The following is a 22,901-nucleotide window of genomic DNA, read 5'->3' as shown; positions in this document are numbered from 1 at the left end:
GCTGGTATAATCCCGCCAGGCGCCATTCCGCCCTCGGCTATCAGTCACCCATCAACTACGAAAGGAGCGCCCAAACGAGACTGGAATCCCCAAGCCCTTAACTGTCCACGAAACCGGGGGAACTCCACGCAGAGATCAACCTCTTGAGCAGCGGCAACGGCCCCGACCTGAATAGCCTCAAGTTCCCTAAACGACCTCAGTGCTCATCTCCTGCTGCCGTTCGAGCTCGACGGGCGACAGCATCCCATTATTTCCATAAGGCCCGACGCTTGGCCTTTAGGCATAGATAGATTTCCGGCTCGTATTCCTTGAGCAACTGCTCGGCCAGCTCGGCGCGGTCGATGCCCACGGCGTCCGCCCAGGCCGCCCAGTGGGCTCCCGGCAAACGGGTCGCGCCGCTCTCGACCGAGCCGACCATCGTGTAGTAATTGAAGCCGATCTTGACGCCCATCTCGCGCTGCGTCAGGTCAGCGTTGTTGCGCGTTGCGCGCAGGAACTGGCCCGCAGCGCGCTTGCGGCGCTTCAGGTCGGCCTGTTCCTCGGCAGTTAGGGTTGCGGATAGTCGTGCAGGCTTCTTGGTGGTGGTCATGGCTGATTCCGTCTGTTGTCTTGAAGGGTGGGCACCTTTCGTCGCCTCGATTTAGTGCCGGCTCTCGTGACCGACCAGGTAGGTGCGCGACACACCCCATTCAGTCCAATAGAGGTGACCAGCGGTCGCTCCACTAGCGATGAGGGTGATCGCCTTCTCGCACAGACAAGACGATAATGCCGAGACTCAAAGGGGACAGGAGGTCAGCCTAGAGCTTTAGGCGTAACCTCCTGTTACTCTAAGAGTTGGGTTCTCTCCTCGTCTCTCGTTGAAGGGAACTTAGAGACTCTACGGGCTCTAGAGTGTCACCCAAGGGTCTCTTTAAGACCCCCCTAGAGACAGCTCCTCCTCATGTGGGTGCCAAAATTGGTCCCTCCCGCTCTGCGACAGTTTTCTGCGGCCTACTGGCGCATTTTGCGTCTGATCGGTGGTGGTTGTGAATTAATACGAATGAATTGCTCCGGGATTTCCGGAGGCCCCAACTGCTGAGAAGAAGGGGCCATCATGAGCAAGACGACGAGCAAGTTTTCAACTAAGTTGCGCGAGCAAGCCGTTCGGAATGTGAGGGAGAATCGGGGCGAGGATCCGTCTCGGTGGGCTACGATAACCTCGATTGCGGGCAAGATCGGCTGTGCGCCCTAGACGCTGTCGGAGTGGCTCAAGAAGGTCGAGATCGACGGCGGGGTCGTTGCGGGCGTTCCAAGCGACGTCGCCAAGAAGCTGAAGGCTCTGGAACGTGAGAGCCGCAAGCTCCGGCAGGCCAATGAGTTCCTGCGCAGGGCATCGGCATGTTTCGCTTAGGCGGAGCTAGACCATCCGCTCGAGCGATAATCGCCTTCATTGACGATCACCCGGCGGAGTTCAGGGTCAAGCCGATCTGCAGGGTGCTGCCGATTACCCCACCCACCTACTATGACCATGTCGCCAAGCGGCGCACCCGTGTCTGTCATCGACGCGCGACAAGCGCGATATCGCTTTGAGGGCCGAAGTCCGCCAAGCCTTCGAGGAGACCTTCGGCGCATACATTACGCACAAGAGGTGGCGGCAGCTCCGGCGCGAGGGGCATGACGTCGCGCGCTGCACGGTCGTCCGTCAGATGCGGGAACACGAGCTTCAGGGCGTCATCCGCGGCAAGTTCGTCCGCATCACAGTCGGGGACAAGGCGGCGCCGTGTCCGCTCGAACAGGTCAACCGTCAGTTCCAAGCTCCGGCCCCGAACAGGCCTGGGTCTCCGACTTCACCTATGTCGCCACTAGGGCTGGCTTCGTTAATGCCGAGTTCGTCATCGACGTCTTCGCCCAATACATCGTCGGCTGGCGCGTCAGTCCGACTGCGCACGCCAACTTTGTGCTCGACGCCTTGGAACAGGCGCTCCACGACCGGCGGCCTGGTCCATCGCAGCGACCGGCGAAGCCAATTCCTCTCGGCCAATTGCACCGAGCATCTGGCCAGCGTGCGGGGCCTGTTCGTCCAGGGTCTTGGTCGAGAGTGACGACGATCTTGCCGCGCCAGCTCTGGGCCTCTAACTTCAGGCCCATGGTCTTGTGGCCGAGGCGCGACGCTTCAGAACGTTCGCTGCGGGCGATCCCGCGGAAGTGAGCCAATTTCATTCTCCGATTGTGGGGTGCGGATGCCCGGAAAACTGATCGCCGCTTGGCTTGTTGCCGCCTTCCCGGCCCTAGTGGTCGTGGCGGCCGTGAAGCATGGTCACGGGCCTGACCGGGAAGGCTTGGAGCGGTACAGGGAGCGCGTCAGGCGCTTGTGGCGCGAGGGCTAGGCCCCCGCGCTTGACGACGCGGAAATCTTCCCGCTGGGGGACGGTCTCCGCCGACATGTACCCGGCAGCGACAGCCTCATCAATGTCCTACAAGTGGCTGTCCAATGCCTCTTATGCCTCACGCCATGAGTTGAACTTCTCGCGCTCTGAGCGGCCGTCGCAGTCGGTTGCCATCCAGAAACTTTCATGGCGCTAGCGGTATTTGATTCATCAGGCGGTTCTGCTTCCGCTTGGTGGCTTCTGTCGGTCCCAACCCCGAGCTAATTACTAGCGCTCCGTCAAAGGTCGCTGATGACTTTTTTCGGGCCCTCGCAATAAACAGGGGTGCGCGTTGGCGCGCGCTTTTGAAATCAGCCGGCCCATAGGCGCCCCTCGGCACCCCTTACGCCCCTTGCCGCGCCCCTGAATAGCGCCCCTATCATCTCCCTGATGTTATCGGGCATCCGCCGCAAGGCCGCTTCGCGCTTGGCCTAGCGCCATGCGCCTTGCCGACTGTGACGGTCAATGCGCGGCCAGCTCGCCCGGGCGAGGCGTGGCTGAGGCGCGACCCCCCACCCCCGGTCAGCCGTGGGAGGCGAAGGGGGGCCAGGGGGGAACTGCTGCTCGCGCGCCCCCTAATATGGGTCTATGAACCGCAGACCATTTTTCGATCGGTACTAGCGTCCGCTTGTAGAGCGACAGAGGGGCTATTGCTGGGCCTCCAGAGCCCCCTCAGGCCCCGTTACGCCCCCACCCACCTTCTTATAGGGGCCGAACCTAACGGCCGCTGAGGGCCCATTTCCGGGACTCCCAGCGGACTCGTTCAGAAGCTCACCTGCCAGACCTCGGTGAACTCCCCGTTCCTCATGACGCCCCTGCGGCCGAACCTGGGGCCGGACTCAGCGGCCTCATTGAACCACTGGGCGATCCAGCGGTCCTTCTCGTCCTCCAGGAGGGTCTTTCGGGCGTGCTCAGGGTCCTGCGCCAGGACACGGACCAGGTGCCCCACGGCCCCCGCTACGCAGTCGACGCGGTCATCGTGACGCAGGCAGTTCCGCTCGCGGGTGATGTGGGTGAGTTGATGAATAAAATTCATCTCAAGCGCCAGGCTCTTCCACCCCTCCCCGCCCCTCGCGACCTCTTCGTCCACCACAAGGCGGTGCTGGGTCATGACGGGCTCCAGGGTGTCGATGATGCGCTGCTCCTTCTGGCTGCGCGCCCCCGACCGCCCTCCGCGATCCGGCTGGCGGCGAACGCCTGGGAGGACGCGACAGCCGCCGTCAGGCGTGGCATCAGGGCGGAGATGATGTGCGATCCCGGGCCCGTCTCGGCGAGCGTTGCGTGCCGGACGTTGCCCCTGTCGGTCACGGTCGAGAGCGAGGCCCGGTAACGCTTCACGACCTCGTCGACGCAGGACATCTCGTGGCGGATTTGACGTTCGATGTCGGCGTTTGTGGGGGTCATAGGACAACACCTCTGTTGCGGCGAGCGCCGTACAACCTGATCCGGTCTCCTGAAGCGACCGGCGCTTCCGCCGTGACCCGGACGCGCGTTCCGTCGTCCAGCTTCACGGATACGCGGCACAGTCTGGTGCTCATGAAGCCACCAGCAGAGCATGTGTGGACCTCCGTCACGACGCCTCGGCCGGCGTCGGGGTTGCAAGCGGACAGGCTGGCGAGGGACACCGCGAGGGCGACGGCTGTGAGACAGGCTTTCAACATCTCAGCTCTCCTTTGCGACTTCTGTGATCTTGACGGGGACGACAGAACAGCCGTCATCGTCGCCGAAATAGATGCCGCCACCCGTGCGCGCTTGATAAAGCGCAGCTTCGGCGGCCTCCTCTGTCGGGCGGATGTTTCGCACTTCAACGGGGTCGCCGGCCTTCTTCACAGCCCACGCCTCCACCGGCGCGTGCGCGGCCGTGCCGTTGAGTATGCGGTCGATGGTCGCGATAGCGCGCTGGCAGCGCTCCCAAGGCTCGCGTTCGTCCGGGTCCGTGCTGTAGGTGAACAAGTAGGACGCTTCCTCCTCCAGCAGCGCCCGCACGTCAGCGAGTGCGTCCGTGTCGATCGCAGTGTGCCGCTCAGTGTGCATTTCGTTTCCCTTTGCTCTCAAAGAGTTACCAGTGATCGCTATTAACGATGCTGAAAACAAAAGGAAATCAAAAGCCTAGAGGCTCCCCTCAACCCAGAAGATGTTCACCGGCATCGAGAACGGTCTCTACGTCATCAAGGACCGCGTACAGAACTGACGCCTGGCGCTGCTCAGCCGCGTCCGCGATACGTCGGGACCCCGGTGTCGGGCAGCCAGAGCCCCTTCGGCGGCTCACCGGTCTGCCAGAAGACGTCGATCGGGATGCCGCCGCGGGGATACCAGTAGCCGCCGATGCGGAGCCAGCGGGCTTCCATTTCCCGAGCGATCCGCATGCCGATCGACAGCGTGCAATCCTCATGGAAGGCGCCGTGATTGCGGAACGAGGTGAGATAGAGCTTGAGCGACTTGGATTCGACGATCCATGGCCCGGGCAGATAGTCGATCACCAGGTGGGCGAAATCCGGCTGGCCGGTGACCGGGCAGAGCGAGGTGAATTCCGGGCAGGTGAAGCGGGCGACGTAGAGGCTGTCCGGATGCGGGTTGGGGACACGCTCGAGCTTGGCCTTTTCAGGCGTTTCGGGAATGGCGGCCGGACCGCCGAGCTGCGTCAGGTGGCTATCATAGTCGGACATGGGATCACTCCGCTTCGGCGAAGCGGCGATCCTAGCCAAGATCGCCGGCGGGTAAAGGGACTTGCGCACCCCCGCCCGCCGGCGTTTCGTTGGATCAGATCGCCGGGCTGGAGGCCGCCCGGCGATTGAGCATCAAGGCGACCGCCGCCGCCGGCCCGGCAATGACGAGAGCGGCCAGGTTGAGTTCCGTATTGCTGACCGGCACCAGCCCGCCGCCGGGCGTGGCCAGCAGGATGCCGCCGACCGCGATCGCCAGCCTGACCGGCCATTCGACGAAGGGGTTGCCCTTCAGCGTGCCGATCCCGATCAGGTAACCCTGCAGACCGCCCGCCAGAAGCACCACGCCGGACAGGCCGCCGGCCGCGACCGTCAGCACCTCGGGCCATGGCGCCCGCATGATGTAGGCGCTGTTGAAGACGAAGAAGAACGGGATGAAATAGATGATGCTGCCGAGCCGCATCGCCTCGAACCCGGTCCGCATCGGGGTCGACCCGGCAAGCGTTGCGGCCGCGAAGGCGCCGAGCGCCACCGGCGGCGTGATGTAGGACAGCATCCCCCAGTACAGAATGAACAGATGCACCGCGAAGGGATCGAGGCCGGCCTGGATCAGGGCCGGCGCGAGGACAATGGCGAGGAAGATATAGGCCGCCGTCACGGTCATCCCGATGCCCAGGATGAAGCTCGTGATCGCCCCCATCACCAGCAGCAGGATCGTCGACCCGCCGGCGATATGGATCAGGTCGTTGACCAGCGTCCCCGCCATTCCGGTCACCGAAAGCGCGCCGACGATCAGCCCGATGCCGGCCAGGATCGCGGCGAGTTCGGCGAACAGCAGGCCGACACCCTCGACGAAGGCCAGCAGCTTCTTCATGTCCCAGCGATCGCCGCCGCGCGAGGTGACCTGGTTGATCGCGATCAGCAGCACTGTCGCGTAATAGGGTGCCAGCGCCTCGCGGTTCAGATAGACGAGCATCCAGACCAGGAGCACGAAGACCGCGACGAAGTACCAGCCTTCCTTGAAGGTCTCGCGCAGCGTCGGCATTTCCTCCGCTGGCAGGCCCTTCAGCCCTTCGCGGGCCGAATAGGCGTCGATCTGCATGAACAGGCCGAAGAAGTAGAGCACCGAGGGGATAACCGCGGCGATCGCGATCTCGGCGTAGGGCACGTTCAGGATCGATGCCATCACGAAGGCGGTCGCGCCCATGATCGGCGGCATCAGCACGCCGCCGGTCGAGGCGCAGGCCTCGATTCCGGCGGCATAGGAACGCGAGATGCCGACCCGGCGCATCGCCGGGATGGTCATCACGCCGGTGGTGAGCACGTTGGTGATCACGCTGCCGCTCATCGAGCCCATCAGGCCCGAGGAGAAGATCGCGACCTTTGCCGGCCCGCCCCGGACATGGCCGAGCAGGGCGAAGGCGAGATTGATGAAGAAGCGGCCCGCGCCGGTATGCTGGAGCGCGACGCCGAAGATCAGGAAGCCCAGGACGAGCTGGCCGAAGGCCCGCATCGGGATGCCGAGCACGCTCTCGGTCGACAGCGCGTGATAGGCGGCGGTGTCCGAGAAGGTGGTGGCGAAGCCCGAGATCGGCCCGGGCACCATGTCGGCATAGGTCGGGTAGAGCGAGATGATGAAGACGATGATGAACAGCGCGATCCCGCCGGCGCGCCGGCAGCCCTCGAGCAGCAAGCCCCAGAGCGCCACCGAGAACCAGACCGCCTGCTCGGGCGCGGCAAACTCCCAGCCCTCGTCGACATTCTGTTCCGAAGTCGCGACGAAGTAGCAGCAGACGACGATCGTCACGATCGCCAGCAGCGCGTCATACCAGGGCAGCCGCCGGTCGGTCATGCCGCCGCGGATCGGGAACGCGAGGAAGGTGAGCGGCAGGAGAAGGCCCAGCAGCGAATAGAGATACTGGTTGTCGAGCATCGTGTACCCGACAAAGAACCTGAGATTGAACAACTGGTTGACGCTGAGCAGGATCGCCAGCGTCGCGGCGAGGATAATCACCCCCCGCCACGCAGGGGACAGCCGGCGGTGGCGGCCTACTTCCACCTCCGCCGGCTTTACCTCTGACGAGGTTAGCGCCATACCGGCTCGAAGCCTGCCTTTTCAAGCGCCGCGGCGCGGACCTTCATCCACTCCGTCTGGAACGCTTCGTCATCCAGCCCGTCCTTCGAGCTCATCTGCTCCCACGCTGCATGCAGGACATTCTGGCGCTCGACCAGCTTGTCGTTGTGCATCTGCATGGCGTCGGTCCAGACACCGATCTCCTTGAAATAGGCGATCGCGCCGTCGTGGTAGGGCACGACCCACTGGAAGCTCTGCTTGTCCATCGCCCAGCCCTTGGCGGCCGGCTCGGCCTGGCTGTAGACGTCGAACTCTTCGTTCAGCGTCCGCGTCACCGAGTAAACCAGCTCGTTGTCGCGATCCGGATAGGTCATCAGGATCGGATAGGGATAGGCGGCGCCCTCGTGCGGATTGTCCGCCGAGATTCCACCCGAACCGAGAGTGCCCATCGACTTCACGAAGTAGGGGGCAACCTTGGCGATCCGCTCCCAGCAGCCGGCATCGTCATGGGGCACCGGCGGCCAGAAGATACCGCGCGGCGAGGCCTCGAGCTTCCGCGTCGGGCCGGACACGGTCGAGGCGAAGGCGGCGTCGGCCTGGTTGCTGACCAGCGCATCCCAGGATGCGCCGTAACCCGGAAATTCGACTTTCTCCACCTCGTCCCAGGTGAGATCGCCGCAGGCCAGCATGGCCTCGGCCCCGATATTCAGGGCATCGCCGCCACGAACCCAGGCGACCCGCTTGCCCTTGAGATCGGCCCAGGTCTTGATCCCGAGATCGGCGGCGACCCCGACACCGAGATTGGCGTCCGAAAGCGATGCCATCACCATGCGGATCATCTGCGGGCCCCAGCCCTTGGCGCCGAACTGGAAGACACCCTCCTGGGCGAAATAGGTGCCGATGCCGTTGGCCGAGAACTGGGCCTTGCCCTGGCGGACCGGGGTCAGCCGCGAGACGTCGTTCTTGCCCGGGATGACGCGCAGGGTAACGTTGTACTTGTCCTTGAGCGCGGCGCCGATGGCGACCGACTGGTTGTATCCGGTCGTGCCGGTGTTGTAGGCGGTCCAGGCCATCGTCGACGGCAACTTGACCTCGGCGGCAAAGGCGCCGCCGGCAAAGGCGCTCACTGCGAAAGCAGCGCCGAGCGCTGCCACGATAGGCTTAATTCTCATCCTGTTCCCTCCCAAGGGATCTGCGATTTTATTATCCAATCGCCGATAACGCCGCGTTGCGTCCGTTCCGACATGCAGAAATCTATTCTGCTATGAATGACATGGCGGGTAAAGTACCGATAACGCGCAAAGGACACGTGACGCGATCGACGGAAAAAGAAAGAAACCATGACGGACGGCAGCATGACCGACCCCAGCGCCGAAGCGCCCGGGATGCAGATGAACCCGGAAGGCGAACGGGACACCGAGAAGGATCGCCATTTCGTGACCGCGCTGGCCCGCGGCCTCGACATCCTCCGTGCCTTCCGCCCGGGCGAGGGCCCGCTCAACAACCAGGTTCTTTCCGCCCGGACTGGATTGCCGCGTTCGACCGTATCGCGCCTGACCAGCACTCTGACCCGGCTCGGCTACCTGACCCAGCGCGGCGAACGCGGCGCCTATGAACCGACCACGGCGGTCGTGGCGCTCGGCTATACGGTGCTGGCCAACAATCGGCTGCGCAGCCTGGCCCGCCCGATGATGGCCGAACTCGCGCGCGATGCCGATCTCGCCGTCGCCATGGGCAGCCGCGACGATCTCGCGATGATCTATGTCGAGATCTGCCAGGGGCGCGGCAACCTTGCGCTCTACCTCGACATCGGATCGCGCCTGCCGCTCGCGCTCACATCGATGGGGCGGGCCTACATGGCGGCGCTCGACGAGGCCGAGCGGTTGCCGTTGCTGGACGCCATCCGCCGGGAAGCGGATCCGGCCGACTGGCCGCGCATCGCCCGCGGCATCGAGCAGGCCTTCGAGGACTACGCGACCGCCGGCTTCTGCCTTTCGGCCGGCGACTGGCAGCGGGACGTGTTCGCCGTCGGCGTGCCGTTGCGGGACAAGCCGAACGGCCGGCTCGCCGCCCTCAACGCCGGCGGCCCGCGCTACCGCGTCGACCTCGACTGGCTGCGCAACGAGATCGCTCCCCGCCTGGTCGCGCTCGCCCGCAACGTCGAAGGGATGTGCGGCTGGCGCTGAGCGGATTCCCGACCGCCGCTCGCGATCGCCCTTGACCGCATGCCCCGGTTCCGGCGATATGTTTGCAAATGCATATTTCTCCCGTCGGGCGATCACGGCGGGGTAACGGCAATGCGACGGGAAGGGTGCGATGGAACGCTCATTCGCCAGGGAGGTGGAGAAGCTCAAGCTCGGTGACGGCGAGCTGTTCGAGGGCGAAGGCATCCTCGCCATCACCAAGGCGCTGCTGCAGTCGGGCGTGAGCTATGTCGGCGGCTACCAGGGGGCGCCGGTCTCGCACCTGATCGACGTGATGGCGGATGCCAGGTCGATCCTCGACGACATGGGCATCCATTTCGAGGCCTGTCCGAACGAGGCCGCCGCGGCGGCGATGTGCGCCGCCTCGATCAACTATCCGATGCGGGGCGCCGTCGTCTGGAAATCGACCGTCGGCACCAACGTGGCCTCGGACGCGCTGTCCAATCTCGCCTCGGCCGGCGTCAAGGGCGGCACGCTCATCATCCTCGGCGAGGACTACGGCGAGGGCGCCAGCATCATCCAGGAGCGCAGCCACGCCTTCGCGATGAAGTCGCAGATGTGGCTGATGGACCCCCGGCCCCATCATCCGACGATGGTACGCCTGACCGAGCAGGCCTTCGAGCTTTCGGAGGCCAGCGGCACGCCAGTGATGATGGAATTCCGGATCCGCGCCTGCCATGTCCATGGCCGTTTCCGCACCAGCGACAACAAGCGCCCGGCAATCTCCCGGAACGACCTGCTGAGCGAGCCCGACTTCGACTACGAGCGCATCTGCCTGCCGCCTTCCACCTATACGCAGGAGCAGGACAAGGTGAAGCGGCGCTTCCCGGCGGCGGTCGATCTCGTCCGTGACCACAAGCTCAACGAGATCTTCGCAGGCGCCAGCGACGATGTCGGCATCGTCATGCAGGGCGGGCTCTACAATTCGGTGATCCGCGCCCTGCAGCAGCTCGGGCTCGCCGACGCCTTCGGACGCACCGACATCCCGCTCTACGTTCTGAACGTCACCTACCCGCTCGTGCCGGACGAGGTCGCCGGCTTCTGCGCCGGCAAACGCGCGGTGCTGGTGGTCGAGGAAGGCCAGCCCGCGTTTCTCGAAGACGCGCTCCATGCCCTGCTCCGCAAGGCCGATCTCAACACCACGCTGGTCGGCAAGGACGTCCTGCCGATGGCCGGCGAATATACCGCCGAGGTCCTGCTGAACGGGCTCGTCGCCTTCCTGGAAGGCGCGGTGCCGGACGGTATCGAGCTGGCGCCGCTCGGCGCCGAGGTGGCGCGGATCGCCCGGATCAAGGCCGAGGCCGCCGAACTGCTCGGCGCGCCGATGCCGAAGAGGCCGCCCGGCTTCTGCACCGGCTGCCCGGAACGCCCGGTATTCAGCGCCATCAAGCTGCTTGAGCGCGACATGGGCAGGATTCATGTCGCCGCCGACATCGGCTGCCATACCTTCTCGACGCTGGCTCCGTTCAATATCGGCAACTCGGTGCTCGGCTACGGCCTCGGTCTGGCCAGTTCGACCGCGGTCGGACCGGCCTTCGACAAGCGCGTCATCAGCATCATGGGCGACGGCGGCTTCTGGCATAACGGCCTGACCAGCGGCGTCACCTCGGCGGTCTTCAACAAGAACGATTCGATCCTGCTGATCATGAACAACGGCTACACCTCGGCCACCGGTCAGCAGTATATCCCGTCCACCGGCAAGAATTTCGCCAACGAGCCGACCGGCCAGGACATCGAGCACGCCCTGCGTGGCGTCGGCGTCAAATGGCTGAAGACGATCACCACCTACCGCGTCGGCGAAATGAAGAAGGCGCTTAAAGAGGCCATGACCACGAAGCTTCCCGGCCTCAAGGTCATCATCGCCGAGAGCGAATGCCAGCTCGCCCGCCAGCGCCGCATCAAGCCTTTGATCCGCAAGCAGCTGGCCGCCGGAAAGCGCGTCGTCCGCACCCGCTTCGGCGTCGATGAGAATGTCTGCACCGGCGACCACGCCTGCATCCGGCTGTCGGGCTGCCCGTCGCTGACGGTCAAGCCGTCGAGCGATCCGTTGCGACGCGATCCGGTCGCCCATGTCGACCAGAGCTGCGTCGGCTGTGGCCTGTGCGGCGAGGTCGCGGACGCCGCCGTGCTCTGCCCCTCCTTCTACCGCGCCGAGATCGTGCAGAATCCCGGGCTCGGCGACCGCCTGCTCGCAGCCGTCCGCCGCCGCGTGATCGGCTGGCTGACGCCGAAGTCCCCGAACGCGGCACAGGCGTCATGACCCGCCCGGTCGCGATCCTCATCGCTGCGCTTGGCGGTGAAGGCGGTGGCGTGCTCACCGACTGGCTGGTCGAGGCGGCGACCGCCGAGGGGCTTCCCGTCCAGAAGACCTCGATCCCCGGCGTCGCCCAGCGGACCGGCGCGACGACCTATTATGTCGAGATCTATCCGGACCGGGATGCGCCGCTGGACGACGGCGCGCCGGTCCTCGGTCTCTATCCGAGTCCCGGCGGTATCGACCTGATGGTCGCGTCGGAGCTGGTCGAGGCCGGGCGCGCCATGGAAATGGGCTTCGTGACCCCCGACCGGACGACGCTCGTCGCCTCCTCGCACCGGATCTACGCAATCGGCGAGAAGACCGCGCTGGGCGACGGGCTGATCGACCATTCGCGGATCGTGCGCGCCGCCGGGACGCTTGCAAAACGGCCGATCCTCAGCGACTTCGCCGCGCTTGCCCGCGAACAGGGCACGGTCATCAACGCGGTCATTCTCGGCGCCATCGCCGAAGCCGACATCCTGCCGGTCGGCGCGGAGCGGCTCGAGGCGGCGATCCGCGCCGGCGGCGTTGCCGTCGAGGCGAGCCTGCGCGGCTTCAATGCCGGGCGCGCGTCTGTGCGCGGCGAAGGTCCGAAGGCGACGGCCGCACCGGCCAGGCCCCGGGCACTCAGCGCATCCGGGCTCGAGGCGCAGCTTCAGGCGGAGTTTCCCGCTGCCTGCCACGCCATCCTGGGCGAAGGCCTCCGGCGCGTGATCGACTTCCAGGATCCCGCCTATGGGGCGCTCTATCTCGACCGCATGCAGCGGATCCTGGCCCAGGAGCAGACTCTCGGCACGGCCGGGGGCGAGTTTCCCCTGACGCGCGAAACCGGACGCTACCTGGCGCTCTGGATGGCCTACCAGGACGTCATCCGGGTCGCCGACCAGAAGTCCCGGCCCGACCGGCTGACCGCGGTACGTGCCGAAGTCGGCGCGAAGGCCGACGAGCCGGTCCGGATCAGCGAGTTCCTGAAGCCCGGCATCGAGGAGATCGTCTCGGTGCTGCCGGCCGGGCTCGGCCGCACGGTGCGGCGCTGGGCCGCCCGCAGCGAACGGGCCCGCCAGCTGCATTTCACGATGCGGCTCCGCACCGACAGCATCAGCGGCTATCTCCGGCTGCGCCTGCTCGCCGGTCTTCGCGGCTGGCGTCGCCGCTCGCTGCGCTTCGAGGAGGAACAGGCCGGCATCGGACGCTGGCTCGAGCTGATCGAGCGCGCCGGGCGGATCGGACCGGACTTCGCCATGCAGGTGGCCGAGCTGGCCCGCCTGATCAAGGGCTATGGCGACACGCACGAACGCGGACGGGCCAACTTCGAACTGCTGATCGGTGGTATCGTGGAGCCGGCGCTGACCGGCCAGGGGCCGACCGATCCGGCCCGGGCACTGGCCGACGGCATCGCCGCGGCGCTCGCCGACGACAAGGGAACGGCGCTTCACCAGGCACTGGAGACGACCGGGGAAGCATCAGGGGACGGGTCCAGGCGCAACGTCGCCTAGATCCCATCATCACAAGGGAGGAAACGAAACCATGAAACGGACCAGCTACCTCATCGCCGCCGCCTGCGGCGCCGCGCTTCTCGCGGCGGCCGGCAGCGCCTCGGCCGAGACCACGCTCCGCGCGGTCAGCGCCTTCGCCGACGACACCACGTTCAGCGTCAATTTCCAGCGCTTCATCGACAAGGTGAACGAGTCCGGCAAGGGCGTCATCCAGATCAACTATGTCGGCGGCGGCGGCAAGGTGATGAACCCGTTCGAGCTCGGCAACGCCGTCAAGACCGGCGTCGTCGATATCGGCAATCTGCCGGGCGCCTTCTACACCAACCTGCTGCCGGAGGCCGACGCCATCAAGCTGTCGCGCTACACGATCCAGGAGGAACGGCAGAACGGCGCCTGGGCATACATGAACAAGCTGCACAACGAGAAGGTGAACGCCGAACTCCTGGCCCGCCAGAAGGACTGCGTCCCCTTCCACATCTATCTCAACAAGAAGATCGACAAGCCCGACCTGACCGGCCTCAAGATCCGCGTGACGCCGATCTACCGCGCCTTCTTCGCCGCCATGGGGGCGGAGAATATCCGTACCGCGCCGGGCGAGGTCTACACCGCGCTGGAGCGCGGCACGGTCGACGGCTACGGCTGGCCCACGGTCGGGGTGCTCGATCTCGGCTGGCACGAGGTGACGAAGTATCGTGTCGACCCGGGCTTCTACCGGGCCTCCGTCGAGATCCTGATGAACCTCGACAGCTGGAAGAAGCTGAGCGACGCCGAGCGCGGCGTTATCAACAGCGCCGTCCAGTGGCTGGAATCGCTCTGTGAGGAGGACAAGGCAATCGCCGAGAAGGAAATCGCCCGGCAGACCGAGGCAGGCATCCAGGCGATCACCTTCGAGGGCCAGGTTGCCGATGACTACCTGCAACTGGCCTACGATTCCGGCTGGAAGGCGTTCCTCGAGGCCAACACCGAGCATGGTCCGAAGCTCCAGGAGCTGCTGAGCAAGTAATCTTGCCGACTGCCGACACCGGCCGGTATCTTCCGGCCGGTGTCGTGCGTCGCTCGCGCCCCCGTGTTCTGGTGACAACATGAAGCAACTGGCGTCCCTCTATTCGACGCTGCTCGATGCCTGCGGCCTGCTCGCGGGCTTCGTCTTCGTCCTGCTGGCACTGTTCGTCAGCATCGACGTGGTGATCCGCAATGTCGGGCTCGGGAATTTCGGCTGGCTGATCGAGATTTCCGAATATGCGCTCTACGGAGCGACCTTCATTGCCGCGCCCTGGGTGCTCCGGCTCGGCGCACACGTGCGCGTCGATCTCGTTGTCGGAAACGTGCCGCGCCGGGCGGCGCTCGCGCTCGAGATCGTCACCGACCTGATCGGCCTCGCGATCTCGCTCATCCTGTTCTGGTACAGCCTCGCCGCGACGATCGCCTCGGCCGAGTCGAACTCGCTGATCTTCAAGGATCTGGTCGTCACCGAATGGTGGCTGCTCGCCGTGCTGCCGGCATCGATGGCACTGCTGGCAATCGAATTCGTCGTCCGTCTCGTGCGCGCCGTGCGCGGCAGGACGGAGGCCGGGAACGACACCGTGCTGGACGGACTCTGAGAGAATGGACTGGCTTTCCGCACTCGTCCTGATGCTCGGGCTGCTCTGCGCGCTGATGGCCATCGGGCTGCCCGTCGCCTTCGCCTTTCTCGGCGTCAACATCGTCGGCGCCTTCGTCTTCCTGGGCGGTGAAGCGGGCCTGACGCAACTCGCCCGCAACGCGATGGCCTCGCTCACCTCCTTCACCCTTGTGCCGATCGCGCTCTTCCTGCTGATGGGCGAGATCCTGTTTCACTCCGGCGTCGCCTTCAAGGCGATCGACGCGGTCGACCGGCTGATCAGCCGGGTTCCGGGCCGGCTCTCGATCGTGTCGGTCGTCGGCGGAACGATCTTCTCCTCGCTGTCCGGTTCGACGATCGCCAATACCGCCGTGCTCGGTTCCATGCTGCTGCCCAACATGCTGAAGCGCGGCTATCACCCGACGCTCGCGATGGGCCCGATAATGGCCGCCGGCAGCATCGCCATGCTGATTCCGCCCTCGGCGCTGGCCGTGCTGCTCGGCAGTCTCGCCGGGATCTCGATCTCGAAGCTGCTGATCGCCGGCATCATTCCCGGCCTGATGCTGAGCATCTTCTTCCTCGGTTACGTGGTGATCCGGGCGGGTCTCAAGCCCGAGCTTGCCCCCTCCTACGAGATCGAGGCCGTGCGGGGCTGGAACCGCTGGCGCCCCTTCGTCATCTACGTGCTGCCGCTGTTCGGGATCTTCGCTGTCGTCGTCGGCTCGATCCTCGCCGGCTGGGCGACTCCGACCGAATCCGCCGCACTGGGCTGTACCGCCTCGGCGATCGCCGCCGCCGGCTATCGCAGCCTGAGCGTCAAGGTGATGATCAAGTCGATGCGCGAAACCGCGAAGATCGCGGTGATGATCCTGTTCATCATCGTCGCCTCGGTGACTTTCTCGCAGATCCTCGCCTTCTCCGGCGCGACGAATGGCCTGCTCGGCGTGATCAACAGTTTCGAGGCCACGCCGTTCATGATCCTGCTGGCGATGCTGGTCGTGCTGCTGTTCCTCGGCGCCTTCATGGATCAGGTCAGCATGATCATGATCACCCTGCCGTTCTTCATTCCGCTGGCCAAGCTGGTCGGGATCGACCTGCTGTGGCTTGGCGTGCTGATGCTGATCGTCATGGAGATCAGCTTCACGACGCCGCCCTTCGGGCTGCTGCTCTATGTCATGAAGGGCGTCGCGCCACCCGATATCACGCTCGGCCAGATCTACGCGGCCGCTGCCCCCTTCATCGTGCTGGAGCTCATCGCGCTGGCCATCATCGTCGCGGTCCCCGACATTGCGACCTGGTTGCCGACAATCATGCGGCGTTGAGCAAGAGGAAACGGAGCGCATGCAGGATGGAAAAGGAATGGCGCCGCTGGCGGACGGGCTCTGCCTCGACGACTTCCTCCCCTATCTGCTCAATCGCATTTCCAACCGGCTGAATACCGATCTGGCGGAAGAACTGCGCGGTATTGGCATGACGCTGCCCGACTGGCGCGTGCTCGCCGTGCTCCGCGTCGCCGACGGCCGAAGCATCGGCGAGGTCTCGGTCTATACGGTCATCGAGCAATCGACCCTGTCGCGGGTCGTCGAACGGCTGGTCAAGCGCGGTCTCGTCAAGCGCCGCTCGCCGCCGGAGGACCAGCGGATCGTCAACCTGCACATGACGGCGAAGGGGCACGACGTCTTCGAGACGATCCTGCCGATCGCCATGCGCCATTATCGTCGCGCCGTTCTGGGTCTGGACGCAGCGACGGTCGAGGGCCTCATCGAAACCCTGCACAAGGTGCTCGAGAATATCCGCCGCTCGCCCTATCCCTGAACGCCCCGGACCCTTCGACCAGCCGAGGCGACCGGTACGGACGACGACCCCGGTTCAGGGGCCGCCGCTCTTGTACCGATTGTTCATCCGGTCATTGACGTCCTGTTCCCGCTGCAGTTCGGCGAGGCAGCGCTGAAAGGCCTCGGTGCCGCTGACCAGCCCCCGTTCCTCGCAGGTCCGGCTGTAGAAGCTGCCGGCGCAACCGGACAATCCGGCCGCGAAAAGTACCAGCGCGAGCGGGATGATTTTCCGATGGGTCATGCCGACGATCCCTTCCTGGGTTCCACTGAAGTCATTCAGTCAGGACGTGGCACCGGGCATGGCAACTTCAAGGCGCCCGGACGGACGCGGGGTTCAGCCGACCAGCTTTCCGTCCTCGACGACGGGCCGGTTGTCGAGCAGCACCGTGCAGTGCCGCATCGGCAAATCGAAATGGCCGAGCGTGAAGCGCTTGGCGAACTGGTTGGCGCCGGTCGAATAGAGGAAATTGCCGGCGAAGGTGCGCTGTTCGGTGCCGTTCATGTCGCGCTTGTCGTACATCGTGACGGCATCCCAGCGGGCGCGTTCATTGAGCCCCCAGCCGACATGCGAGGTCGCATAGGCATTGCGGTCGCCCCAGACCTCGAAATAGCTGCGGAGCAGTTCGGCATCGACGCCCCGGCCCTCGACCGTCGTGACGAAATCGTCCTCGATCTGGAGCGTGATCGGCTCCTCGACGTAGCGTTTGAAGGTGAGATTGAGGTCGCCCCGGTCGAGGACGATCCGCCCGTTGACCGAGCCGGCCCTGGGAAAGCAGGCGACCAGGCCGCCGGGCCAGTGATCGACCGATTTCGGCGCCGCGGCAAAGCCCCGCGCGCCGCCGACCGGGGCGCCCGAGACATCGACGATGAGATCGGTACCGCCAGGCGAGGTCACGCGAAGCTCGCTCGCCGCCTTCATCATCGCGATCGCCCCGTCGACACGGGCGCCCAGTTCCGGGTCGGGCTTGAGCCGTTCCAGCGCTTCCGGATGCTCGTTGCTGATGAACAGCATGCGGGTTCCGCCGCGCACGACCCCCGGCAGTTCGGGTGCATGCAACAGGCCCTCGACGGTCAGATCGACGACCATGTCTGCGGCGGCCAGCGCTTTGACCACCGCGTCCTGCCCGGCCAGCGCGTTCGAGGCGCCGGTGGAGCGGACCGGCACCGGCAAGGTTTGCGCCGGGGTCGGCACGATCACGTGATAGGCCTTCGCACCGAGACGGTGCAGGGCAAGTTCGACGAGCTGGACGTTGAGCGCCCGGGACTGCGATTCCGAGAGGATGGCGACGGATTCGCCCTTCTTCACGGCGGACAGCGCCAGCACTTCCTCGAAGCAATCAAGCCATTTGCCTTCCAGCCGGTCGGTCAGCATCGAACTCTCCCCTTCTGACGGCGCCAAGGTCCGCCGTCAGTGTTAGCGCCGGCACCGGCCCATGGCAATTGATCCGGCATGCCGGAACAATATCAGCCGGCGCGGAACTCGACCCGGTTGCGTCCGGCCGCCTTGGCCCGGTACAGCGCCGCGTCGGCGCGCCGGATCGCATTCTCGATTGCCTCGTCGGACGGCTCGACACAGGCGATGCCGATGCTCACCGTGAAGCCGAAAGTCTCGCCGTCCGGGTTCGGCAGGACGATGTCCTCGGTCGCCCGACGCAGCCGTTCCGCCACCAGTTCCGCCTGCGTCCGGTCGGCCTCGGGAAGAATCAGCAGGAACTCCTCGCCACCGATCCGGCCGAAGATATCGACATCGCGCAGATCGCCGCGACAGGCGTCCGTGAAGCCCTTGAGCGCCAGGTCGCCGGTCGCATGACCGAAAGTGTCGTTCACCGACTTGAAGCGATCGATGTCGAGAAGCAGCACCGCAATCGAACCGCCGTGGCGGCGCTGGCGATTGAACTCCCGGGCCGCGAGTTCCAGGCAATGGCCACGGTTGAACGCCCCCGTCAGCTGATCGACCGTCGCCAGCTGACGCAGACGCGCCTCGACTGTCAGGTCGTGGATATTGCCGACAAAGAAACGCTCGCCGAGGATTTCGAGCACGCCGACAGAGAGCACCACTGGAAGTTCCGTCCCGTCCTTGCGACGGGCCACGACCTCCCTGCCGATGCCGATGATCCGGGCTTCGCCGGTTTCCCGGTATTGCGCCAGATAGCCGTCATGGCGGGTGGCATGTTCGGCCGGCATCAGCATGGCGACGTTGCGACCGAGCGCCTCATCGCGGCCATAGCCGAAAATCCTTTCAGCGCCCTTGTTGAAGCGCCGGATGATGCCACCCTCGTCGATCAGGATGACGGCATCGACAATGCTGTCCAGCAATGCGTCGAGCGCGACATCGCCCGTGACCTGCGACAGTACCGTATTACGCATCACTACCTGCTTTGGCGTCCGCCGCCGGCTGTTTCCGGAACCACCACTGAGCGTCGCCCCCGTTAAACCGGACTCATTGCCCAAAGTCCAACTGTATAACCGGTCCTGCGCCGCGCCGGACGTGATCCGGATTGGCGCTTTCGGGCAATCTTGCGTATCCTGCGACGCGGACAGACCAGACCGACCGGGACAACGTGAAACCTTCACAATTGACCGCACTCGCCCCCCTGCTCGTGCATCTCGGGCGGCATGCGCGACGCGCGGGACAACTCGAGGAAGCACTCGCCGCGGCAAGCGCGGCGGTCGCGGCCTATCGGGCGATCGAGAGCCGGCAACCGGAAAGTACCGGCGCCGGACTTGCCGAGGCGCTGCTGGACGCGGCCGAGGTCAATGCCCAGATGCACCGCTTCGGCAAGGCGTCGGCGATCGCATTCGAAGCGGTCGAGCTTTACCGGACGCTGGCCACCGAACGCGACCCGATCCATCTGCCCGATCTCGCGGGCGCGCTGCGCCGGGCGGCATCCTATGCGACAGCCGCGAACCGGCTCGGCACCGCGCACGCGGCCTGCGAGGAAGCGGTCGCGCTGCTTCGCGATCTTGCCGCCCTCGACCGCCGCCGCCATCGCCATGAACTGACCGAGGCGCTGGCCCTGCTCGCCCGCCTTGCCGCCGATACCGGTCGGCGGAAAGAGGCGGCAGCACGCTTCCGCGAAGGCCTCGATATGCTGAAGGCCCTGCCCAACCGCACCGCCGGAGACCGCAAGAGCGGCCTGACCCTCGCCACGCTGTTCCGCGACCAGATCGAACTCGAGGCACTGGGCGACATCGCGCCGCTGGTCGAACAGGCTGCCGCCCGCTTCCAGCGCGCCGCACCGGCGCCGAAATCGGCGACCGTCGATCCCCCTCAATAGACCAGCGCGATACTGAGCGGGGGCCAGAGGATCACCGCGATCAGCACCAGCAGCATGATCGCCGCGAACGGCGCGGCGCCGATGAAGATGTCGCCGAGCTTGATCCGCGGATCGTCGAGCGTGCTCGCGATCACGTAAACCGCGATCCCCAGCGGCGGCGTCAGCAGGCCGATCTCGACCGCGAGAACGGTGACGATCCCGAACCACACCAGGTCGGCATTGAAGCCGATCATGACCGGCAGGATCAGCGGCAGCGACACCAGCATGATCGAGGTCGAATCGAGTACCGTGCCCATCAGCAGCACGATCACCACGTAAATCGCCAGCACGGCGGCGAAGCCGAGTTCCGCCCCCTCGATCCCGCCGATGACGAACTGCGGGATGCCGGAGAGCGTGAGCATCCGCGTGTAGATCGAGGCGGCGATAATCAGGAACGAGATCGAGACGGTCACGTGACCGGTCTCGACGAGGACCTGCCAGAAGCCGCGCAGGCTCAGCTTGCGCTTGGCGAGCGCCAGCAGCAGAGCGCCGAGCGCGCCGACCGCGCCGGCTTCCGTCGGCGTGAAGAAGCCGCCATAGATGCCGCCGAGAACGAGGCCGATCAGCAGCACGATCGGCCCGAGCTTCGCGAGGATAATGGCCAGGCTGAGCGCCCCGGCGTCATTGCCCTCGCCATTGGCCGACACCGACCGTCCCTCGTCGCCGCCCACGAAGGACGGCACCCGATGGGCAAGAAAGACGATCAGGACAGCGAAGGCACAAGCGAGCACGAGGCCCGGCACGATCCCGGCGATGAAAAGCGCGCCGACCGATGTTTCCGCCAGGAAGCCGTAAAGGATCAGGAGCAGGCTCGGCGGGATCAGCATGCCGAGCACGGACGACCCGGCGACGACACCGGTGGCGAAACGCGGCGTATAGCCCAGCCGCAGCATTTCCGGCACCGCGACCTTGGTGAAGACGGCGGCCGAGGCGATGGAAATGCCGGTGATCGCGGCGAAGACCGCGTTCGCCGCCACTGTGGCGATGCCGAGACCGCCACGGACCCGGTGAAACATCCGGTGCGCGATCTCGAAGGTGTCCTTGCCGATGTCGGATACCGAAACGAGCAGTCCCATCAGCACGAACAGCGGGACGACGCCGAAGATGTGGCTGGCAATGGAATCATAGGCGGCCAGCGCCAGCAGCTTGCTCGCCACCACCCAGTTGCCCTTGATCGCCCAGACGCCGAGGAACGAGAGCAGGGTTAGCGCGACCGCGACATGCATGCCGAGCCAGATCAGGATGAGCATCGCGGCGAGCGAACAGAGACCGATCTCGAGCCCGCTCACCCGGCCGTCTCCCGGCCCCGGAGCGCGATCTTCAGATGGCCGGCGGCGAGGATCAGGAAGGCGACCGAGGTCACCGCCGCGCCAAGCAGGATGATCAGCCGGACCGGCCAGGTCGGCGCCGTGAAGTCACCGAGGGCGCCGACATATTCCCCGATATCGACGGCCCGCGTGAAGAACGGCAGCGAGGCCCAGAACAGGATCGCGAACAGGATCGCGCCGGTCAGGCAGTAGACCGTCTCGAGCCCGCCGGCAAAGCGCGGCCAGCGGGCCTGGATCCGTGTCAGGAAGGCGTCGGAGCGGGTGAATCGGCCGACCCAGAGGGTGTGAGCGAGCTGCATGAAGACGATGCCGACAATCGACAGCGAGACGATCTCGGAAACCCCGCGAACCGGTGCCGCGAACGCCTCGCGACCGATCACGTCGGCATTGATGAGAACCATCAGGACGAAGATCCAGGCCGTACCGACCGCGTTCATCACCCCCATCAGGCGTTCGAACGCGATGATCGGGCGGCGGCGCCAGCCGCCGCCCGCGCCTCTCGTCATTCAGCCGACCAGTCGCGCGGAACGTCCGCGCCGGAAGCCTTGATCGTGCTCATGAAGCCCTTCAGAACCTCGGTTCCCGGAAGCCCGGCCGCGTCCTGGGTCGCGGCCCATTCCTTGGCGACATTCGGGATCATCATGGCCCATTTCATCCGCTCGCCGGCCGCGAGTTCGGAGACCTTGGCGCCGCCCTCGATCATCTTGGCGAGCAGCGCGTCGGCCGCTGCCTGCTGGGCCTCGGCAAAGCGCACGTCGTATTCCGCCGCGACGTCGCGGAAGATCTTCTGCGTCTCGGGCGAGAAGCCGTCCCAGACATCCTTGTTGATCGACAGGCCGCCGGCAAACTGGGCGCCGAAATTGACCTTGGTGACATAGGGCGCCACCTCGAAGACCTTGGACGCCCAGGCCCCGGTGGTGAAGGTCAGCACGCCGTCGGCAACGCCGGTCTTGATGTCGTTGTAATAGGTCTTGAGATTGCCGGCGACCGCGACCGCGCCGGTATCCTTGACCCAGTTGGCGGACGGGCCGGGGGCGAGGATCTTCTTGCCAGCCAGGTCGGCGACCGAGGTGACCGGGAAATTCGTGAAGAGGTGATAGCTGTCAAGCGCGGCGCCGCCCAGATAGACCTGGTTGTAACGCGTCCAGCTGTCGGCCATCGCCGGGATCTCGCTTTGCAGCTTGACGATCGCGCCGCTGACCGTGGCGATGTCGGCACTGCCGAAGGGACAGACATAGGAGACATTCTGAAGCGGCATCTTCGGCGCCTCGAAGATGGTGCCGACGAAGCCGATATCGACCACGCCCTCCTCGATCGCCTCGAGCACACCGCCGATCTTGGCCACGGTGCCGCCGTAGGCTTCCGTCCATTCGATCTTGTCCGCGCCGGCGGCGGCGAGACGCTTGTCGACCTCCGGAATATAGAACTCGCTCAGGAGCTTGACCCACAGGAAGACCGGCGGATGACCGGCCGCCGCCGTCAACTTGTAGGTCTCCGCCGAGGCCGGTGCGGCCGCGAACGCGAGCCCCGCCCCCAATGCCGCGACCGACAGCAACGCGCCGCCACGACGTATCAGTCCGCCGATTTCCCCGAACATGCCGCTTCCTCCTCTTGGCCTCCCGTGCCGGTCTCTGTGCGCCTGCCCATATACGACTGTGAGGCGGCAGCCCTGGCCGGCCGGGA

At 65.5% G+C, this 22,901-nt stretch carries 21 protein-coding genes, 1 pseudogene and 1 other annotated feature; of the genes and pseudogenes, 9 read left to right on the top strand and 13 right to left on the bottom strand.

The genetic code is table 11. The features are described 5' to 3' along the window. Nucleotides 1–247 precede the first annotated feature (247 nt). Nucleotides 248–589, bottom strand: a complete 342-nt coding sequence (locus tag OCH7691_RS20405) for a helix-turn-helix domain-containing protein (RefSeq protein WP_085885435.1) — start codon at nucleotides 587–589, stop codon at nucleotides 248–250. 504 nt (nucleotides 590–1,093) lie between these two features. On the opposite strand from OCH7691_RS20405, the pseudogene OCH7691_RS23680 reads away from it, so the two are divergent. Beyond that, nucleotides 1,094–2,039 (top strand): annotated as a pseudogene (locus tag OCH7691_RS23680) (IS3 family transposase); the annotation flags it as partial. Beyond that, nucleotides 1,375–1,491 (top strand) — a sequence feature (AL1L pseudoknot). (Overlaps the previous pseudogene by 117 nt.) 1,129 nt (nucleotides 2,040–3,168) lie before the next feature. Here OCH7691_RS23680 and OCH7691_RS20395 read toward each other — a convergent pair. The 6 genes from OCH7691_RS20395 to OCH7691_RS20365 form a co-directional block, all read right to left on the bottom strand. Beyond that, on the bottom strand, nucleotides 3,169–3,516 hold the full coding sequence (locus OCH7691_RS20395; protein WP_085885433.1) for a hypothetical protein: 348 nt from the start codon (nucleotides 3,514–3,516) through the stop codon (nucleotides 3,169–3,171). Then, complete coding sequence (locus OCH7691_RS23055; protein ID WP_139839821.1) at nucleotides 3,513–3,809, bottom strand: hypothetical protein; 297 nt, start codon at nucleotides 3,807–3,809, stop codon at nucleotides 3,513–3,515. The genes OCH7691_RS20395 and OCH7691_RS23055 overlap by 4 nt, the downstream gene beginning before the upstream one ends. 258 nt (nucleotides 3,810–4,067) lie before the next feature. Beyond that, nucleotides 4,068–4,439 carry a hypothetical protein gene (locus tag OCH7691_RS20380; RefSeq protein ID WP_085885430.1) on the bottom strand — a complete coding sequence of 124 codons (372 nt, stop codon included), beginning with the start codon at nucleotides 4,437–4,439 and terminating at the stop codon, nucleotides 4,068–4,070. Nucleotides 4,440–4,609: 170 nt separating this feature from the next. Continuing rightward, nucleotides 4,610–5,071, bottom strand: coding sequence for a preQ(1) synthase (queF, locus tag OCH7691_RS20375; RefSeq protein WP_085885429.1), 462 nt, complete (start codon nucleotides 5,069–5,071; stop codon nucleotides 4,610–4,612). Nucleotides 5,072–5,165: 94 nt separating this feature from the next. After that, a complete protein-coding gene (locus tag OCH7691_RS20370; RefSeq protein WP_217808171.1) occupies nucleotides 5,166–7,082 on the bottom strand; it encodes a TRAP transporter permease in 1,917 nt (638 codons plus the stop codon). Nucleotides 7,083–7,153: 71 nt separating this feature from the next. Then, nucleotides 7,154–8,314 carry a TAXI family TRAP transporter solute-binding subunit gene (locus OCH7691_RS20365; protein WP_085885427.1) on the bottom strand — a complete coding sequence of 387 codons (1,161 nt, stop codon included), beginning with the start codon at nucleotides 8,312–8,314 and terminating at the stop codon, nucleotides 7,154–7,156. Nucleotides 8,315–8,497: 183 nt separating this feature from the next. On the opposite strand from OCH7691_RS20365, the gene OCH7691_RS20360 reads away from it, so the two are divergent. The 7 genes from OCH7691_RS20360 to OCH7691_RS20330 all read left to right on the top strand — a co-directional run bounded on the left by OCH7691_RS20360 (nucleotide 8,498) and on the right by OCH7691_RS20330 (nucleotide 16,553). Next, nucleotides 8,498–9,328, top strand: a complete 831-nt coding sequence (locus OCH7691_RS20360) for an IclR family transcriptional regulator (RefSeq protein ID WP_085885469.1) — start codon at nucleotides 8,498–8,500, stop codon at nucleotides 9,326–9,328. A gap of 130 nt (nucleotides 9,329–9,458) precedes the next feature. Next, nucleotides 9,459–11,606 carry a thiamine pyrophosphate-dependent enzyme gene (locus tag OCH7691_RS20355; RefSeq protein WP_085885426.1) on the top strand — a complete coding sequence of 716 codons (2,148 nt, stop codon included), beginning with the start codon at nucleotides 9,459–9,461 and terminating at the stop codon, nucleotides 11,604–11,606. After that, the gene (locus OCH7691_RS20350) at nucleotides 11,603–13,138 is read left to right on the top strand and encodes an indolepyruvate oxidoreductase subunit beta family protein (RefSeq protein WP_085885425.1); all 1,536 of its coding nucleotides are present in this window, start codon (nucleotides 11,603–11,605) and stop codon (nucleotides 13,136–13,138) included. Before OCH7691_RS20355 ends, OCH7691_RS20350 begins: the two co-directional genes overlap by 4 nt. Nucleotides 13,139–13,169: 31 nt before the next feature. Beyond that, nucleotides 13,170–14,141: a TRAP transporter substrate-binding protein DctP gene (dctP, locus tag OCH7691_RS20345; RefSeq protein WP_085885424.1), complete on the top strand. Its 972-nt coding sequence runs from the start codon at nucleotides 13,170–13,172 to the stop codon at nucleotides 14,139–14,141. A gap of 79 nt (nucleotides 14,142–14,220) precedes the next feature. Next, nucleotides 14,221–14,739, top strand: a complete 519-nt coding sequence (locus OCH7691_RS20340) for a TRAP transporter small permease (protein WP_085885423.1) — start codon at nucleotides 14,221–14,223, stop codon at nucleotides 14,737–14,739. Between the two features lie 4 nt (nucleotides 14,740–14,743). Continuing rightward, nucleotides 14,744–16,060: a TRAP transporter large permease gene (locus tag OCH7691_RS20335; RefSeq protein WP_085885422.1), complete on the top strand. Its 1,317-nt coding sequence runs from the start codon at nucleotides 14,744–14,746 to the stop codon at nucleotides 16,058–16,060. 19 nt (nucleotides 16,061–16,079) lie between these two features. Continuing rightward, entirely contained in the window at nucleotides 16,080–16,553 is a 474-nt protein-coding gene (locus tag OCH7691_RS20330; protein ID WP_085885421.1) for a MarR family winged helix-turn-helix transcriptional regulator, read from the top strand. A 54-nt stretch (nucleotides 16,554–16,607) separates the two neighbouring features. On the opposite strand, the gene OCH7691_RS20325 is transcribed toward OCH7691_RS20330, so the two are convergent. The 3 genes from OCH7691_RS20325 to OCH7691_RS20315 form a co-directional block, all read right to left on the bottom strand. Then, entirely contained in the window at nucleotides 16,608–16,814 is a 207-nt protein-coding gene (locus OCH7691_RS20325) for a hypothetical protein (protein WP_085885420.1), read from the bottom strand. 93 nt (nucleotides 16,815–16,907) lie between these two features. Then, nucleotides 16,908–17,945: a 2,5-dihydroxypyridine 5,6-dioxygenase NicX family protein gene (locus OCH7691_RS20320; RefSeq protein WP_085885419.1), complete on the bottom strand. Its 1,038-nt coding sequence runs from the start codon at nucleotides 17,943–17,945 to the stop codon at nucleotides 16,908–16,910. A 92-nt stretch (nucleotides 17,946–18,037) separates the two neighbouring features. Beyond that, entirely contained in the window at nucleotides 18,038–18,940 is a 903-nt protein-coding gene (locus tag OCH7691_RS20315; protein WP_085885418.1) for a sensor domain-containing diguanylate cyclase, read from the bottom strand. Between the two features lie 209 nt (nucleotides 18,941–19,149). On the opposite strand from OCH7691_RS20315, the gene OCH7691_RS20310 reads away from it, so the two are divergent. After that, a complete protein-coding gene (locus OCH7691_RS20310) occupies nucleotides 19,150–19,851 on the top strand; it encodes a hypothetical protein (RefSeq protein WP_085885417.1) in 702 nt (233 codons plus the stop codon). Here the strand turns inward: OCH7691_RS20310 and OCH7691_RS20305 are convergent. Genes OCH7691_RS20305 through OCH7691_RS20295 form a run of 3 tightly spaced genes read right to left on the bottom strand, consistent with a single transcriptional unit; the run spans nucleotide 19,845 to nucleotide 22,815 of the window. Continuing rightward, nucleotides 19,845–21,179 (bottom strand): TRAP transporter large permease, encoded by a 1,335-nt coding sequence (locus OCH7691_RS20305; protein ID WP_085885416.1) that lies wholly within the window; start codon nucleotides 21,177–21,179, stop codon nucleotides 19,845–19,847. The genes OCH7691_RS20310 and OCH7691_RS20305 overlap by 7 nt on opposite strands. Next, on the bottom strand, nucleotides 21,176–21,724 hold the full coding sequence (locus OCH7691_RS20300; RefSeq protein WP_085885415.1) for a TRAP transporter small permease subunit: 549 nt from the start codon (nucleotides 21,722–21,724) through the stop codon (nucleotides 21,176–21,178). Before OCH7691_RS20300 ends, OCH7691_RS20305 begins: the two co-directional genes overlap by 4 nt. After that, nucleotides 21,721–22,815: a C4-dicarboxylate TRAP transporter substrate-binding protein gene (locus OCH7691_RS20295; RefSeq protein WP_085885414.1), complete on the bottom strand. Its 1,095-nt coding sequence runs from the start codon at nucleotides 22,813–22,815 to the stop codon at nucleotides 21,721–21,723. Before OCH7691_RS20295 ends, OCH7691_RS20300 begins: the two co-directional genes overlap by 4 nt. Between the last annotated feature and the right edge of the window lie 86 nt (nucleotides 22,816–22,901).

The sequence above is a fragment of the Oceanibacterium hippocampi genome, from assembly GCF_900172325.1.
In the GTDB taxonomy this organism is placed as follows: domain Bacteria; phylum Pseudomonadota; class Alphaproteobacteria; order Sneathiellales; family Sneathiellaceae; genus Oceanibacterium; species Oceanibacterium hippocampi.
Note: the sequence above shows the minus strand (reverse complement) of the source record. Positions and strands in the feature narration are given on the sequence as shown.

Bases quoted from the DNA above. Each gene is read 5' to 3' on its own strand.
- OCH7691_RS20405 (WP_085885435.1), bottom strand. From the start codon at position 589: ATGACCACCACCAAGAAGCCTGCACGACTATCCGCAACCCTAACTGCC.
- OCH7691_RS20395 (WP_085885433.1), bottom strand. From the start codon at position 3,516: ATGACCCAGCACCGCCTTGTGGTGGACGAAGAGGTCGCGAGGGGCGGG.
- OCH7691_RS23055 (WP_139839821.1), bottom strand. From the start codon at position 3,809: ATGACCCCCACAAACGCCGACATCGAACGTCAAATCCGCCACGAGATG.
- OCH7691_RS20380 (WP_085885430.1), bottom strand. From the start codon at position 4,439: ATGCACACTGAGCGGCACACTGCGATCGACACGGACGCACTCGCTGAC.
- queF (WP_085885429.1), bottom strand. From the start codon at position 5,071: ATGTCCGACTATGATAGCCACCTGACGCAGCTCGGCGGTCCGGCCGCC.
- OCH7691_RS20365 (WP_085885427.1), bottom strand. From the start codon at position 8,314: ATGAGAATTAAGCCTATCGTGGCAGCGCTCGGCGCTGCTTTCGCAGTG.
- OCH7691_RS20360 (WP_085885469.1), top strand. From the start codon at position 8,498: ATGACCGACCCCAGCGCCGAAGCGCCCGGGATGCAGATGAACCCGGAA.
- OCH7691_RS20355 (WP_085885426.1), top strand. From the start codon at position 9,459: ATGGAACGCTCATTCGCCAGGGAGGTGGAGAAGCTCAAGCTCGGTGAC.
- OCH7691_RS20350 (WP_085885425.1), top strand. From the start codon at position 11,603: ATGACCCGCCCGGTCGCGATCCTCATCGCTGCGCTTGGCGGTGAAGGC.
- dctP (WP_085885424.1), top strand. From the start codon at position 13,170: ATGAAACGGACCAGCTACCTCATCGCCGCCGCCTGCGGCGCCGCGCTT.
- OCH7691_RS20340 (WP_085885423.1), top strand. From the start codon at position 14,221: ATGAAGCAACTGGCGTCCCTCTATTCGACGCTGCTCGATGCCTGCGGC.
- OCH7691_RS20335 (WP_085885422.1), top strand. From the start codon at position 14,744: ATGGACTGGCTTTCCGCACTCGTCCTGATGCTCGGGCTGCTCTGCGCG.
- OCH7691_RS20330 (WP_085885421.1), top strand. From the start codon at position 16,080: ATGCAGGATGGAAAAGGAATGGCGCCGCTGGCGGACGGGCTCTGCCTC.
- OCH7691_RS20325 (WP_085885420.1), bottom strand. From the start codon at position 16,814: ATGACCCATCGGAAAATCATCCCGCTCGCGCTGGTACTTTTCGCGGCC.
- OCH7691_RS20320 (WP_085885419.1), bottom strand. From the start codon at position 17,945: ATGCTGACCGACCGGCTGGAAGGCAAATGGCTTGATTGCTTCGAGGAA.
- OCH7691_RS20315 (WP_085885418.1), bottom strand. From the start codon at position 18,940: ATGCGTAATACGGTACTGTCGCAGGTCACGGGCGATGTCGCGCTCGAC.
- OCH7691_RS20300 (WP_085885415.1), bottom strand. From the start codon at position 21,724: ATGACGAGAGGCGCGGGCGGCGGCTGGCGCCGCCGCCCGATCATCGCG.
- OCH7691_RS20295 (WP_085885414.1), bottom strand. From the start codon at position 22,815: ATGTTCGGGGAAATCGGCGGACTGATACGTCGTGGCGGCGCGTTGCTG.